This window comes from Streptomyces spirodelae (assembly GCF_017676385.1).
GTDB classification, from domain to species: Bacteria; Actinomycetota; Actinomycetes; order Streptomycetales; family Streptomycetaceae; genus Streptomyces; species Streptomyces spirodelae.
The window spans coordinates 1-14,733 of sequence record NZ_JAFFZN010000018.1 but is presented as its reverse complement, the minus strand read 5'-3'; the positions used below and the strand labels follow the sequence as shown (position 1 = coordinate 14,733).

The following is a 14,733-nucleotide window of genomic DNA, read 5'->3' as shown; positions in this document are numbered from 1 at the left end:
TTTCGGGTACAGCAGCCTAACTGCCGTGCCTTGTCCGCGAGTTCAGGCGCGATGTTCTCCAGGTTCCTTAGCGGAACCGGTGGTTCGGCCGGGTGTTCCCGTGTAAAGGTCGAACCGTTCGTTCTTTCCCCTGCAGTTCCGCAAGGAGTTCGGTGCACGTGAGCCACCCCCAGACCGCCCCCCACACCGGCATGCCCTCCGGCCTTCCGGGCACTGGCCACCCGGCCGTCGGACCGGTGAGGAGACCGGGCCTCGTGGTCGCCATGCTGGCGGTCACCGTACTGTCCGCCCTCTCCGGCGCTGTCGGCGCACTACTGGTCTACGTCGGCGGCAAGGACCTCGCCGACGAGAACGTGCGCAATGCCGTGGACAGCGACCCGGCCGCGGTCGGCCTGCCCGCCGGTACGACAGCGGCCGATGTCAAACAGCTCACCGGCACCGCGTGGGACGGCATCGTCACCGACTGGGAGAGCACCATGTCGGCGCGGGCGACGATCGCCCTGGTCCTCGCCGTCGCCGTGGCGCTGTTCGCACTCTTCGCCCGTACGGGGGCGATCTGGGCGCGCGTGCTGCTCAGCGTCTTCGCGGTGCTGGCGGCCGTCTTCCCGCACATGCTCGTCCTGCGCGACGCCGCCCCGACCGGGCTGTACGCGACCAGCCTCGGCGCCATCGTCCTCGGGCTGCTCGCAGTGGTGCTGTGCTGGCTGCCACCTGTGGGGCGCTACGGTAAGGCGCTGCGAGGCAGCTGACCGTACACATTGGCACCCCGTTCGCGTCCACACCCGCACGCGCCCGCACCCTGCGCGCGAGTCCGGCGACTTCCCGGCGGCGCCGGGCGGGAGTTCGCCGAACGCGCAGCCACTACGCGCCCGGCGTAAAGCGCTGACAGCCGGGCCGGGAGACCGCGTACGGTCCGGGCATGGAACCTCAGCCGGTGCGGCCCTTTCTGCATGTGATCCCGTTCGCTGTCGGACAGGCGTACCTGTGGCGGGACGGTGAGGAGATCTCACTCATCGACACCGGCCCGCCCGGCGGCGCCGACGCGGTGGAGGACGCCATCCGGCACTGCGGCGCCGAGCCCGCCGCGCTCCGGCGGATCGTGCTCACCCACTTCCACCTCGACCACACCGGTTCGGCAGCCGAGTTGGCCACCCGCCATGGTGCCGAGGTGGTGGCTCACCGCGCGGACGCGCCGGTGGTCCGGGGCCGGGCGCCGGCGCCGCCGCCGGACATGGCCGGCGCGCCGGAGTGGGAGCGCGCCGTCTTCGATCAGGTGCACGCCCCGTTCGGCATCACAGCGGACGCCCCCGCAGTACCGCCCGCGCCGCCCTGCCGGGTGGACCGGGAGGTGGACGAAGGCGATGTGCTGGAGTTCGGCGGCGGCGCCACCGTGCTGTCCGTTCCCGGCCACACGCAGGGCAGCCTCGCGCTGCTGCTGCCCGAGCACCGCACGCTGTTCACCGGGGACACCGTCGCGTGGATCGAGGACGCTCCCGCACCCGGTGTCTTCAACCAGGACAGGGCTCGCACCATGACGGCGTTCCAGCGGCTGTGCGCACTGAGCGCTCGCGAGAGCGTGGAGACCGTCTGCTTTGGACACGGCGCGCCGCTGGCCACCGGCGGCGGCGAGACACTCGCGCAGGCCGCTGCAGCCCACAGCTAACCTGGGCGTCCGCACAGCGGCGCGGAGCCCGGTGTTCCGTTGCTCCGCCCACCGCGCAGCAGGTACGGGAGGCCCCGATGAACCAGCCCGCACCCCGCCAGGTCGCCTCGATCGAGCGGGTCGGTGTCCGTCGTACGACCTCCGACCAGCTCATCCTCGACGGGATCGACTGGTCGGTACAGGCCGGCGAGCACTGGGCCCTCCTGGGGTCCAACGGTGCGGGGAAGACCACACTGCTGAAACTGCTCGGCGCCGTCATGCACCCCACGACGGGCGCCGTTGAGGTGCTGGGCAACAGGCTCGGCAGGGTGGATGTACGCGAACTGCGCGCCCATATCGGCCATGTGTCCACAGCGCAGCGGGTGCCGCAGGAGGCCACCGCGCACACGGTCGTACTGACCGGTGCGACCGGCACCGTGCAGCCGCTGTGGCGCAAGTACGACGAGGAGACCCGCCGGCTGGCGAGCGAACTGCTCTCGGAACTGCAGTGCAAGGAGCTGGCAGACCGGCCGTTCGGTGTCTGCTCCGGCGGCCAGCGGGCCCGCATCCTCATCGCCCGTGCCCTGATGCCCGCGCCGTCGCTGCTGCTGCTGGACGAGCCGTTCAACGCGCTCGATCTGCCCTCCCGTGAGGACCTGATCGACGCGCTGCGCCGCCTGGCCGCCGACCGCCCGTCTCTGGCGACCGTGACGGTCACCCACCATCTGGAGGAGTTGCCTCCGAGCACCAGTCACGCGCTGCTGCTGCGCGAGGGCAGGATCACCGCGGGTGGCCCGGTCTCCGAGGTACTGACCGGTGAACTGATGACGCAGTGCTTCGGCCGCCCCATCGAGGTCACCCGCCAGGGCGGCCGGTGGCTGGCCCGCTCGGGCAACCGCGCCTGACCGCGGGAGGCTCCGGGCCGGCCGCGGGAGGCGCCGGGCGTGCCCTGTGAGGCCGCCTAGGTCTTTGGAAGTACGCGGATTCGGACCCGCGTCCGATATCGGCCGGCCCAGTGCCCTTTAGCGTCCCGGCATGGGCTCAGACACTCAGGGCGCCCGCCGCGCCGACAGCGCCGGGACAGCCGACAGCACCGGAACACTGGACGAGGCACTGGAGCGCCTGCACGCCTGCGGGCCCGAGCACGAGGGCTGGCTCAGCAATCACGCGCCGATGGCCGTGGAGGCCCTGGTACGGCACGGGGAGGCCCGCTCCGTGCACCGCTGGATCGACGCCTACCGGGACAAGCTGGAGGACATGCCCAGCCCCGACTCGCCCGTCACCGAGGCCAACTGGCGCGAAGCGCTGGGCGACCCCCGGCGGCTCGCCGACTGGATCGACCACTTCACCCACCAGATCGACGAGCACCCCTGGCAGGACGTGCTCGCCCTGTGGTGGCCCCGGCTGCTGCCAGGAATCTCCGCAGGCGCCACCCACCCGGTGATCCGGACAGGTCACGCCGTCCGGGCCCTGCTCACACAGGGCGGCCTGACGACACCGCGCCGTACCGAACTGGCGCACGCGCTGGGGTACTGGGCGGCCCGGCACAGCACTCTGCCGGGTGTGACGCTGCTGCCCGCGGAAGCGACCGCCGAGGCGGGCTACGACGCGGTGCCGCTGATCGCCGATCAGAGCGGCGGAATCCGCGCACGACTCGCCCGTATCACCGCCCTGCCGCAGCGGCCGGTCCCGGCCGCACGTACGACAGCGCAGGAGGCCGGTTCGGGCGGTACCGATCCCGACGAAGCGCGTGCCGACCTGGAGGAGATCGTGCGTGCGGCCACCCGGAGGTACGCCACCCACGCACACGGCTCACCCGTCATGCTGGTGCACGCCGCGACCGCGCCCAACGCTGTGCTGCGCATCCTGCCCGCGCTCCCCCGCACACTGTGGGCCGCCGGAGCGGACGCCGCATGGGCCGCGAGCGCGGCCGTCACGGCCGTCTACAGCCCCGCTGAAGGCGGACCGACCCCCTCCAGCTCGCCGGTTGCCCCGCAGGCGGCCTTCGCCCGTGCGGCAGCGCACGGTGACGAGCACGCCATCAAGTTCGCCGACACTGCGCTGGATGTCGTCGCCCGCACGGACGGCGGTGACCCGCTCGTCACAGCGGCGATGCTGCGCGCTACGGAGCTGATCGAGCCGGTCTGAGCCCGAGCCTGCCCGAACGCGGATCGAGCCGAGCCCGAACCGGCCTGAGCGGCGTTCAGACAGCGGCGTGGAAGACGTCGTAGGAGCGCTGGTCGAACAGGACGAGGCGCAGCTCGGCGAAACCCTCGCTCTCTTCCCGCAGTGTCCGCACCGCGATGCGTGCCGCATCGTCGAGCGGCCAGCGATAGACGCCCGTGGAGATGGCGGGGAACGCTACCGTACGGGCCCCGAGCTCGCGCGCAACCCGCAGCGACTCACGATGGCAGGAGGCCAGCAATTCCGAGCGGTCCTCCTCCTGGCTGAAGACCGGGCCCACCGTATGGATGACCCAGCGTGCCGTCAGCCGTCCCGCTGTGGTGGCGACGGCTTGTCCGGTGGGCAGGCCGCGCCCGTAGCGCTCGGCGCGCAGCTTGCGGCACTCGGCGACGATGTCCGGGCCGCCCTTGCGGTGAATGGCACCGTCCACACCTCCGCCGCCCATCAGCGAGGAGTTGGCGGCGTTGACCACGGCGTCGACGTCCTGTTCGGTGATGTCGCCTTGCACCAGGGTGATGTTCGTGGACATGGCCCCATCCTGACGTGCCGGGGGACGACACGCACACCGGTTGCCGCGGGCGATCCCGTCGGTGGTCACGCTGTTTTGCCGTTCGTCATTCGTCGTTCCACCGTTCCGCCGCGTGGTCCAGCGCGGGGACGCGCCCTTGGACGAGCGCCCACTGCTGCGCGCCCTCTGGTCGAGGCTCGTGCGGTCGTATTAGCTTGCCCCACCGCCTGCTGTCCCTGGACGCCGGAAGGACGGTCCCACATGACCGCTGCACCCTCGCGCCGTTCGCTACTGGCCGGTGGCACGGCCGCCGCTGTCGCCACCCCGCTGTTCTCCCCCTCCGCTGCGGCGGCACCGTCCGGACAGACCGTCGGCCGGAGCGGCGCACGCCCCGTGACCCCGGGCGCTGATGTCGCGGCGACGGGAGACTGGCGCGTGCTGCGGGGCCGGAAGGTCGGGGTCGTCAGCAACCCGACAGGTGTGCTGCGGGACGCGCGCCACGTGGTGGATTCGATGGCGGCCCAGCGCGAGCTGCGAATCGTGGGAGTCTTCGGACCGGAACACGGCTTCCGGGGCAGCGCGCAGGCGGGTGAGTCCGAGCCGGAATTCGAGGACCCGCGTACCGGTCTGACGGTCTATGACGCGTACGGTGCGGACGGGGCGAAGATGGCCGCCCTCTTCCGCAAGGCCGGCGTGGACACCGTCGTCTTCGACATCCAGGACGTCGGGGTCCGCTTCTACACGTACATCTGGACCATGTACCACGCCATGGTCGCGGCGCGGGAGATCGGCGCGGCCTTCGTCGTCCTGGACCGGCCGAACCCGATCGGCCGCAGAGCGGACGGCCCGCTGCTGACCCGCGAGTTCGCCTCCGGGGTCGGGCTGAAGCCCATCATCCAGCAGCACGGTATGACGGTGGGTGAGCTGGCCCGCTACTTCAACGGAGAACTGCTGCCCGACGAGGGCGACGGCGGACAGGTGGAGCTGGAGGTCGTACGGGTGCGCGGCTGGTCGCCCCGTACGACGGCGCACCAGACGGGACTGGTCTGGGTGCCGCCGTCCCCGAACGTTCCCACCCCCGACACGGCGACCGCGTATGCGGGCACCGGGTACTTCGAGGGGACGAACCTGTCGGAGGGGCGTGGCACCACACTGCCGTTCCAGTTCATCGGCGCACCGTTCCTGGACCACCACTACAGCGACCGGCTCAACGCACTGCGGCTGCCGGGAGTGCGCTTCCGGGAGGGCTATTTCGTGCCCACCTTCAGCAAGCATCAGGGCAGGACCTGCGCTGGCGTACAGCTGCTGGTGACCGACCCCGTTCGTTACCAGGCCGTGCCCACGGCGGTGGCCATGCTGCGCGAGGCGATGCGGTATGACGGCTTCGCCTGGCGCAAGGACGCCGATCCCGAGCGGCCGTACTGGATCGACAAGCTGTCGGGCTCCTCACGGCTACGGGAGATGCTGGACGCGGGGCACGGCCTGGAGGAGATCACCGACGCGTGGCGCTCGGAGGTGCGCCACTTCGAACGGGTGCGGCGCCAGTATCTCCTCTACCGGTGAGCCAGGGAGTCGACCAGATCAGCCGCCGACCGGCACGTCCGCCGTCTCACTGTCGCGCCGTACCAGAGCCGCGTATCTGCCGTCGGCGGCCAGGAGTTCGGTATGGGTACCCCGTTCGGCGATCCGGCCACCGTCCAGTACGACGATCTGATCTGCGTCCCGGATGGTGGAGAGGCGGTGCGCGATGGTGAGCGTGGTGCGCCCTTGGGACAGCGCGTCGATGGCCTCCTGGACGGCGCGTTCGGTGCGGGTGTCGAGGGCGCTGGTGGCCTCGTCCAGGATCAGTACGGGCGGGTCGCGCAGGATGGTGCGCGCCAGCGCGAGACGCTGCTTCTCGCCACCGGAGAAGCGGTAGCCCCGCTCGCCGACCAGCGTGTCGTAGCCGTCCGGGAGCGCGGCGATGTGGTCGTGGATCTGGGCCGCCCGCGCTGCCTCGCGCAGTTCCTCTTCCGTGGCGTCCGGCTTGGCGAAGCGGAGGTTGTCGGCGACGGTCGCGTGGAAGAGGTAGGTCTCCTGGGAGACGACGCCGACGGCCGTGCTGAGCGTCGCGAAGTCGAGGTCCCGCACATCGACACCGTCGAGGGTGACGCGGCCGCCTGTCACGTCGTAGAGGCGGGGCACCAGATAGCTGAGGGTGCTCTTGCCGGAGCCGGTCGCTCCCACCACGGCGAGGCTGCTGCCCGCCGGGACGGTCAGGTCGATGCCGCGCAGGGTGTACCCGGTGTCGTGCGCCGGGCTGCCCGGCGGGCGGGTGTCGTAGGTGAAGTCGACGCTCTCGAAGCGGACCTCACCGCGCACCTTCGGCAGCTGCGCCGGGCGGGCCGGCTCGGTGATGGTCACCGGCAGGTCGAGGTATTCGAAGATGCGCTGGAAAAGCGCCAGTGAGGTCTGCATCTCCACACCGGTGCTGAGCAGCGAGACGGTGGGGCGCAGCAGTCCCTGCTGGAGGGTGACGAAGGCGACGAGCGTGCCGATGGAGAAGGCCGGGCCGCCGAAGTGGGTCAGCATGCCCGCCGTCCAGTAGAGCAGCGCCGGGATGGCGGACATGACGATGCCGATGGTGGCCATGCGCCAGCGTCCGGCCATGTTGGAGCGGATCTCCAGGTCGACCAGTCGCTCGGACTCGTCCGCGAAGTTCCGGGTGAGCGAGTCGGCCCGGCCCATGGTGCGGCCGAGCAGGATGCCGCTGACCGACAGGGACTCGGTGACGATGGCGGACATGGCGGCCATCTGCTTCTGCCGCTGTGTGGTGATGCGCTTGCGCTCCCGGCCCACCCGGCGGCTCACCCACACGAAGAAGGGCAGCAGCGCCAGCGAGGCGAGGGTGAGCCGCCAGTCCAGCGCGAGCATGGCGACGATCGTGGCCACCACACTGGTGAGATTGGAGACCAGCGAGGTGGCGGTGGAGGTGACGGTTGCCTGCATACCGCCGATGTCATTGGCGATGCGGGACTGGACCTCGCCGGTCCGGGTGCGGGTGAAGAAGGCGAGCGGCATCCGCTGGAGCTTGGCGTAGACCGCGGTGCGCAGATCGTGCATGACCCGCTGCCCGACCGTGGTGCTGATGAGCGTCTGGAGGACGCCGAAGACGCTGGTCACCACGGCGGTGACGATCATGCCGAGGGCGAGCAGCGACAGCAGTCCGGTGCGCTGCTGCGGGATGGCGACGTCCAGGATCTCGCGCAGCAGGAACGGCGAGGCCACCGAGACCAGGGAGGAGGCGGCCACCAGGAGTCCGACCAGGGCCAGACGGCCGCGGTAGGGGCGGAAGAGACGCACGATGCGGCGCACCTGCGCGGGCTGCTCAGCGGGCTGTCCGGTTGACCGCTCCGCGCTCAGCGGTTCCTTCGGCGGCGTCCAGCCGGGGCTTTCACGATGCAAGAGACTCCTCGGGGTTGCTCTGCGGCGCAGACCTGCGGCTCAGGTCGGCTCGGATCGTTGCAGGCTTCGGTTCGGATTACGGAGCATAGTTCATCGTTACCTATACTCACAATGAATTAACCCCTGATAGCCTGCCGGCATGGTCCACCCACCCTCCGACGAGACCGCCTCCGACCTCGCCGACCAGCTACTGCGCCTCACCAAGCGGATCAATCACGCGCACCGGGAGAACTTCGCACCGCTCGGGGTCACGCCCGCACAGGGCAGGATGCTGCGTACGGTCGCGCACAGCCCCCGGCCGCCCCGGATGGCGGACCTCGCCACCCGGCTCGGCGTGGTGCCCAGGCAGGTCACCAGCCTGGTGGACGCGCTGGAGGAACGCGGGCTGGTACGGCGCACCCCGGACGCCACGAACCGCAGGGTGATCCGCATCGAGCTGACCGAGGACGGCTCCCGGGCCCTCACCGAGCTGCGGCAGGCCCGCAGGAGCGCGGCGGAAGAACTCCTCGCACCTCTGACGCCGAGGCAGCGCGAGGAGCTCAGCAGACTGCTGGCACTGCTCGACGCGCACCAGGGCCACTGCTGAGGCGGCGGCGCTCCACTGCGCCGGCTGAGCATTACCCGGCCAGGACGACCCTCGGGGCCGGTGTCGGTGGGCCGAACTAGCATGTGGCCCACAAACACCCGCACTCCCTCCCCGCCCGTCCGTGCCCCCTGGCGCCCCTGGAGATGCCATGCCGCTGCTCGAACCCAAGGCCGGCGCGCTGCGTCCGCGGACCGGCGAGGACCACTCCCCGGCCGCAGACCGGGTTCCCGAGGCGCGGGCGCAGGGAACCCCGCAGCCGCTGCGCGGTGACCTGGAGCGGCTGCTGGGCGCCGAGAAGGTGCTCACCAAAGTCTCCGACCTGGTGCGCTACGCCTCCGACGCGAGCCCGTACCGCTTCATCCCGCAAGTCGTGGTACTGGCCGAGGACGTGGCCGATGTGGCAGCCGTGCTCGGATACGCCAGAGCGAACGGCAGGGACGTCGTCTTCCGCGCCGCGGGAACGTCGCTGAACGGACAGGCCCAGGGTGAGGACATCCTGGTGGACGTCAGGCGGCACTGGGCGGGCGTCGACGTGCTGGCACAGGGTCGGCAGGCCCGGATCCGGCCGGGGACCACCGTCTTCCGTGCCAATGCCGCGCTCGCGGCACACGGGCGGCTGCTCGGCCCCGATCCGGCCAGCGCCATCGCCTGCACGGTCGGCGGAGTGGTCGCCAACAACGCCTCCGGGATGACAGCAGGCACCACCCGGAACTCCTACCGCACTGTGGCCTCCCTCACCTGCGTGCTGCCCAGCGGCACGGTCGTGGACACGGCCGACCCCGAGGCGGACGAGAAACTGGCCCACGCCGAACCGGAGCTGTGTGCCGGGCTGCTGGCCCTCAAGGCGGAGATCGAGGCCGACCGAGAGCTGGTGGCCCGCATCCGGGCCAAGCACGAGTTGAAGAACACCAACGGCTACCGCCTGGACGCCTTCCTGGACGGCACGACCCCGGTCGAGATCCTGCGCGGGCTGATGGTGGGCTCCCAGGGCACTCTCGGCTTCCTCGCCGAGTTCGTCTTCGACACCCTTCCGCTGCACCGGCACACCTCCACCGGGCTGTTCTTCTTCCCCTCCCTGTCAGCCGCGGCCGCCGCCGTACCACGTTTCAACGAGGCCGGTGCGATGTCCGTCGAGCTGATGGACGGCAACACGCTGCGGGCCTCGGTCAGCGTCTCCGGAGTACCCCAGGACTGGGCACAGCTCCCGAAGGAAACCACGGCGCTGCTGGTGGAGTTCCGCTCCCCCGACGACGCCACGCGCGCGGAGCGTGAGCAGGCCGCATGCGAACTGCTGGCCGAACTGGAGCTGGTGGCACCCGTTGCCTCGGTCACGAACCAGCTGACCCGCGACCCCGCCACGATCGCCTCCTACTGGAAGGCCCGCAAGGCGTTCGTCACCGCGGTCGGCGGCTCCCGCCCCTCCGGCACCACGCTGATCACCGAGGACTTCGCCGTACCGCCCTCCCGGCTCGCCGAGGCGTGCGAGGCCCTGCTGGAGCTCCAGGAGCGGCACGGCTTCGACGCAGCTGTCGCGGGCCATGCGGCACACGGCAACCTGCACTTCCTGCTGGCCTTCGACGCCGCCGACCCGGGCGACGTACAGCGCTACGCGGCCTTCATGGACGAGTTCTGCCAGATGGCCGTCCAGCGCTTCGACGGGTCCCTCAAGGCCGAGCACGCCACCGGGCGCAATATTGCGCCCTTCCTGGAGCTCGAGTGGGGCAGCAAGGCCACGGAGCTGATGTGGCGCGTCAAGCGTCTGCTGGACCCGACCGGAGTGCTGGCCCCAGGGGTGCTGCTGGACCGGGACCCGCGGGCGCACTTGCGCGGCCTGAAGTCGATCCCGGCCGTCGAAGCGCTCGCCGACCCGTGCATCGAGTGCGGCTTTTGCGAGCCGACCTGCCCGAGCGAGGACCTGACCACCACTCCGCGCCAGCGGATCGTGCTGCGCCGCGAGATGACACGCCAGCCCCCCGGCTCACTCGTGGGCGAGAATCTGCTGGCCAGCTACGGCTACGACGCCGTGGACACCTGCGCGGGCGACTCCACCTGCAAGCTGGACTGCCCCGTCGGCATCGACACAGGCGCACTGATGAAGAAGCTCCGGCACGCCCGGCACTCGCCCCGCGAGGAGCGCAACGCGGAGCGCACCGCACGGCACTTCGCACAGGTGGAACGTTCGGCAAGGCTCGCCGTGGCCGCTGCGGACCAGCTCCGCCGACGGCTCAGGGGACGCCGTGGCGACCTCGGGGACCGGCTGCTGGGCGCGGCCACCGGCGCTGCCCGTAGAGCGATCCGTCCTGACCTGGTGCCCGAGTGGCTGCCGGAGATTCCCGCACCCGCCGCCAAGCGGCTCCCGGCGACGAGCAGACAGCAGGCCGTCGCCGTCTACTACCCGGCGTGTGTGAACCGCATCTTCGGCGACCCGGACGATTACGCGGGGCTGTCACTGCCGGAGGCCATGGTCACCGTCTCAGCCCGGGCCGGCCGCCCGGTGTGGATCCCGGAGGATGTCACCGGTACCTGCTGTGCGACGATCTGGCACTCCAAGGGGTACGAGGCGGGCAACACCCTGATGGCCAACCGCATGGTCGAGGCGGCGTGGCGGTGGACGGGCGGCGGCGAACTCCCCCTCGTCGTGGACGCCTCCTCCTGCACTCTGGGCATCGCGGAAGAGGTGGTGCCCTACCTGACACAGGCCAATCGCAAACTCCACGACGGGCTGACCGTCCTCGACTCGCTCGTATGGGCTGCCCGGGAGCTGCTGCCCCACCTCACGGTCGAGCGACGTGTCGGCTCGGCCGTGCTCCACCCGACGTGCTCCATGCGTCATCTGGGGGACGAAGCGGAACTGCGCGAGGTGGCCGAGGCGTGCGCCGCAGAGGTCGTGGTGCCGCTGGACGCGGGCTGTTGCGCCTTCGCGGGCGACCGCGGGCTGCTGCACCAGGAACTCACCGCCTCGGCGACGGCCCGTGAGGCGGCGGAGGTGACGGCACGCTCCTACGACACCTATCTGTCAGCCAACCGGACGTGCGAGATCGGTCTCGACCATGCGACCGGCAACCGGAGCTACCACTCGGTGCTACAGGAGCTGGAATCGGCCACCCGGCCGCGGTAGCCCGCCAGGCCGACGGGCCCCCACGACCACGTCCGCGATGCCTCGGGGGCGGGCGGTCTGCGGTGACCGGTGGGCGGGCCGCCGGGAGCGGCCCGCCCCGTGCGCGTCACCGCCTCCCGTGTGCCGTGCCTGTCGTCTTCGCCGTCGCGTTCACGTGCAGGGCGACTGCCCCGCGCGCGGGGACCGTCATCCGCGCCCTCCCGTCGGCATCGACGGTGACCTTCTGCGCGCAGCCGCCCTGCGCGGCGGCGACGTTGCAGTACGCACCGGGGGCCAGTGAGGTCTGGAAGGTCCTGTTCAGCTCGCCGTCGCCGTTGTTCAGGGCCACGAAACCCTTGTCACCGCGGCCGAAGGCGAGAGCCTGTCCCTCGGACCACCAGTTCGTCAGCTCCGCCGTACCGACCGCGTTGCGGAAGCCGACCATGCCGGTGATCTCGGGCCTCGCATGGGTGTTGGTCCATCCCTCGGCACCGCTGGGCGGCCCGGCGTCGGGCTCGCTGAAGGTGTAGCCGGAGAAGATGTTCGGTGAACCGTAGGGATGGGCCAGTTTGAAGACGTTGGCGAGCGTGTAGGCCGCACCGTCCTTGTAGGTGAGAGTGGAACCGTTGCGTTCGGTGTCCCAGTTGTCGACGAACGTACGGGCTGCGCCGCTGCCCAGCATGCCGTCGCCGATGGTCCGAAGTGAGCCGAGATCGCCGCTCTGGAAAGCGCTCTTGAGCCGGCGGCCGTAGCGGAACTCGTCCACGTCGCCGATGCCGGTGTACTCCCCGGGCTGCACGGCCTCGCCGTCGCCGTGGATGACCTCGCTGACCCAGAAGCCGGGGTCCTGGGTCATCTTCGCCTTGATGGCCGCCACATCGGCGGCGGCCATGTGCTTGGCCGCGTCGATACGGAAGCCCGCCACTCCGAGCGAGCGCAGGTCGTCGAGGTAGCCGGCGATGGCGCCGCGCACTTTCTCGCTGCCGGTGTCCAGGTCGGCCAGGCCGAGGAGTTCGCAGTTCTGGACGTTGTCGCGGTTGGTGTAGTCGGTGATGTCCTTGCGGCAGCCGTGGAAGTCGGCGTCCTCGAAGAGGCCCGGATAGCCGTACTTGGTGTACCGGGTGCCCCCGGTACCGGTGCCGGAGCCGGAGGTCATGTGGTTGATGACCGCGTCGGCGATCACCTTGACACCTGCCGCCTCACAGGTTTCGACCATCTTCGCGAACTCGTCGCGACCACCGAGCCGACTGGCGATCTTGTAACTGACCGGCTGGTACGACGTCCACCACTGGTCGCCCTGGATGTGCTCGGTGGCGGGCGAGACCTCGACGTAGCCGTATCCAGCCGGACCAAGAGTGTTCGTGCACTCCTTCGCGACCGAGGTGAACGGTCGCTCGAACAGCGTTGCGGTGACGCTCTTTTCGCCGGGCGGGGCCGCCTGGGCGTGCCAGGGCGTCGCCGCGATCAGGCCGCTTGCCGCCAGCGTTGCCGCCGTACTGGCGCTGAGCAGTCGCTTCTTCATCGTGCGGCTCCTTCGGTGTGCGGGCACAGGAGTGCCCGGGAAGGCAGCCAGGCGCCTGGGCCACCGTGGGGGGAGAGGGAACGCGCCGCCGGATACGGCACCTTCATGGGGGTTACGGCCGGGAGCCTGCCGCCGCGCGGAGGCGCCGTCAAGAGGTGCCGCAAAAATTTCCAGTGAGTTGCAGCAAGTCTTTGCGAGAACGGAAGTCCATCCACGGGCAACGAGAGTCCAAGTCCGCGCTCTTGCGCACCACAGGTCTCAACCACGAAGGTCCTGAGCCGAGTTCACCCATCCGACGTGCACACAGAGCTGCGAGCCGGCGTGCACAGAGCTGCGGGAGACCCGATGAGTGACGACCAAGGATTCAGCCGCCGTTCGGTCCTGCGGACCGCCGGCGTCGCGGGCGCCGGGCTGGGCATCGGCGCACTGGGCGGCCCAGGAGCCGAGGCGGCACAGCCCGGTGCCGCCTCGGCAGCACAGGAGAGCGGGGCCATCGCGAAGACGCCACCTCGCCGCGGCAGAACGATGATCGGCGTGCCCTTCGAGGAGCGCGGCACCGTCCGGGTGGGCATGATCGGGCTGGGGCAACGCGGCGGCAGCATGATCGACCTGTTCCTCGCGCTGGAGGGCGTGCGCGTTGTCGCGCTGTGCGATCCGGTTCGGGAGAAGACCGAACGCGCCGCGAAGAAGGTCACCGACGCCGGGCAGCCTGCGCCCGCCCTCTACGCCAAGGGCGACCACGACTTCGAGAAGCTGTGCAGACGCGGTGATCTCGACTTCGTATACGTCGCCACCCCGTGGGACTGGCACTTCGAGATGGCCAAAGCCGCGATGAAGGGCGGAAAACATGTCGGCGTCGAGTGCCCCATCGCCATGGAGTTGGATCAGTTGTGGGAACTGGTCGACCTCTCCGAGCAGACCCGCAAGCACTGTATGCAGTTGGAGAACTGCGTCTACGGGCGGAACGAGATGCGCGTGCTGCGGATGGCGCACGAGGGGCTCTTCGGCGACCTGCTGCACAGTGCGGGCGCCTACCTTCACGACCTGCGCGGGCTGATGTTCGATCCGGACTACTACGAGGGGCCTTGGCGCCGGAAGTGGCACACCCGGCTGAAGGGTGACCTCTACCCGAATCACGGATTCGGCCCGGCCGCCAACTACATGGACATCAACCGCGGCGACCGCGCGGTCCGCATCGCCACCTTCGGTTCACCGGCGCTCGGCCTGGCCGCCTACCGTGAGGAGCACATGCCGCCCGGCCACGAGAGCTGGAAGGAGACATACATCGAAAGCGATATGTCGATCAGCCTCGTCCAGACGGCCAAGGGCAGAGTTGTCCGTCTGGAGCATGATGTCTCCAATCCGCACCCCTACTCCCGCCTCAACATCCTCGGCGGAACCAAAGGCGTCTTCGAGGACTACCCGCCGCGGATCTACCTGGAGCCGGACATGTCCGGGGACCAGTGGGGCGACTTCGACAAGTACAAGAGCCACGACCACTGGCTGTGGAAGGAACACGCCGATCCGCCCGGCGGACACGGCGGTATGGACTACATCATGCTGTTCCGGCTGGTGCAGTGCATGCGTCTGGGACTCGTGCCCGACTTCGACGTCTACGACGCCGCCACATGGACCTCACCTGTGCCGCTCAGCCACGCCTCGATCAAGGCCAAGGGCACACCGCAGGAGATCCCCGACTTCACCCGCGGCCTGTGGCGGAAGAAGCGGCCGGGCGTCGACTCGGAGAAGC

At 70.2% G+C, this 14,733-nt stretch carries 11 protein-coding genes; 8 read left to right on the top strand and 3 right to left on the bottom strand.

What is annotated here, in order from left to right; all coding sequences use genetic code 11:
- The first annotated feature begins 158 nt into the window (after nt 1-158).
- The 4 genes from JW592_RS19470 to JW592_RS19455 all read left to right on the top strand — a co-directional run bounded on the left by JW592_RS19470 (nt 159) and on the right by JW592_RS19455 (nt 3,790).
- Nucleotides 159-749, top strand: a complete 591-nt coding sequence (locus JW592_RS19470; protein ID WP_209266437.1) for a hypothetical protein — start codon at nt 159-161, stop codon at nt 747-749.
- Between the two features lie 170 nt (nt 750-919).
- Nucleotides 920-1,663: an MBL fold metallo-hydrolase gene (locus tag JW592_RS19465; protein ID WP_209266436.1), complete on the top strand. Its 744-nt coding sequence runs from the start codon at nt 920-922 to the stop codon at nt 1,661-1,663.
- Between the two features lie 77 nt (nt 1,664-1,740).
- Complete coding sequence (locus JW592_RS19460; protein WP_209266435.1) at nt 1,741-2,547, top strand: ABC transporter ATP-binding protein; 807 nt, start codon at nt 1,741-1,743, stop codon at nt 2,545-2,547.
- 130 nt (nt 2,548-2,677) lie between these two features.
- A complete protein-coding gene (locus tag JW592_RS19455) occupies nt 2,678-3,790 on the top strand; it encodes a questin oxidase family protein (protein WP_209266434.1) in 1,113 nt (370 codons plus the stop codon).
- Nucleotides 3,791-3,845: 55 nt separating this feature from the next.
- On the opposite strand, the gene JW592_RS19450 is transcribed toward JW592_RS19455, so the two are convergent.
- On the bottom strand, nt 3,846-4,355 hold the full coding sequence (locus JW592_RS19450) for an O-acetyl-ADP-ribose deacetylase (RefSeq protein ID WP_209266433.1): 510 nt from the start codon (nt 4,353-4,355) through the stop codon (nt 3,846-3,848).
- Between the two features lie 240 nt (nt 4,356-4,595).
- On the opposite strand from JW592_RS19450, the gene JW592_RS19445 reads away from it, so the two are divergent.
- Nucleotides 4,596-5,897, top strand: coding sequence for an exo-beta-N-acetylmuramidase NamZ family protein (locus JW592_RS19445; RefSeq protein WP_209266432.1), 1,302 nt, complete (start codon nt 4,596-4,598; stop codon nt 5,895-5,897).
- An 18-nt stretch (nt 5,898-5,915) separates the two neighbouring features.
- Here the strand turns inward: JW592_RS19445 and JW592_RS19440 are convergent, their stop codons facing one another.
- Nucleotides 5,916-7,778 carry an ABC transporter ATP-binding protein gene (locus JW592_RS19440; protein WP_372446543.1) on the bottom strand — a complete coding sequence of 621 codons (1,863 nt, stop codon included), beginning with the start codon at nt 7,776-7,778 and terminating at the stop codon, nt 5,916-5,918.
- Between the two features lie 139 nt (nt 7,779-7,917).
- Here JW592_RS19440 and JW592_RS19435 point away from each other — a divergent pair, with 139 nt between their 5' ends.
- Entirely contained in the window at nt 7,918-8,364 is a 447-nt protein-coding gene (locus JW592_RS19435; protein ID WP_209266431.1) for a MarR family winged helix-turn-helix transcriptional regulator, read from the top strand.
- 148 nt (nt 8,365-8,512) lie between these two features.
- Nucleotides 8,513-11,482, top strand: coding sequence for an FAD-binding and (Fe-S)-binding domain-containing protein (locus JW592_RS19430; RefSeq protein ID WP_209266430.1), 2,970 nt, complete (start codon nt 8,513-8,515; stop codon nt 11,480-11,482).
- 106 nt (nt 11,483-11,588) lie between these two features.
- Here the strand turns inward: JW592_RS19430 and JW592_RS19425 are convergent, their stop codons facing one another.
- Nucleotides 11,589-12,983 carry an alpha-amylase gene (locus JW592_RS19425; protein WP_209266429.1) on the bottom strand — a complete coding sequence of 465 codons (1,395 nt, stop codon included), beginning with the start codon at nt 12,981-12,983 and terminating at the stop codon, nt 11,589-11,591.
- Between the two features lie 345 nt (nt 12,984-13,328).
- On the opposite strand from JW592_RS19425, the gene JW592_RS19420 reads away from it, so the two are divergent.
- On the top strand, nt 13,329-14,733 hold a 1,405-nt coding region (locus JW592_RS19420; RefSeq protein WP_209266428.1), incomplete at its 3' end, for a Gfo/Idh/MocA family protein.

Bases quoted from the DNA above. Each gene is read 5' to 3' on its own strand.
- JW592_RS19450 (WP_209266433.1), bottom strand. From the start codon at position 4,355: ATGTCCACGAACATCACCCTGGTGCAAGGCGACATCACCGAACAGGAC.
- JW592_RS19435 (WP_209266431.1), top strand. From the start codon at position 7,918: ATGGTCCACCCACCCTCCGACGAGACCGCCTCCGACCTCGCCGACCAG.
- JW592_RS19425 (WP_209266429.1), bottom strand. From the start codon at position 12,983: ATGAAGAAGCGACTGCTCAGCGCCAGTACGGCGGCAACGCTGGCGGCA.
- JW592_RS19445 (WP_209266432.1), top strand. From the start codon at position 4,596: ATGACCGCTGCACCCTCGCGCCGTTCGCTACTGGCCGGTGGCACGGCC.
- JW592_RS19455 (WP_209266434.1), top strand. From the start codon at position 2,678: ATGGGCTCAGACACTCAGGGCGCCCGCCGCGCCGACAGCGCCGGGACA.
- JW592_RS19430 (WP_209266430.1), top strand. From the start codon at position 8,513: ATGCCGCTGCTCGAACCCAAGGCCGGCGCGCTGCGTCCGCGGACCGGC.
- JW592_RS19460 (WP_209266435.1), top strand. From the start codon at position 1,741: ATGAACCAGCCCGCACCCCGCCAGGTCGCCTCGATCGAGCGGGTCGGT.
- JW592_RS19465 (WP_209266436.1), top strand. From the start codon at position 920: ATGGAACCTCAGCCGGTGCGGCCCTTTCTGCATGTGATCCCGTTCGCT.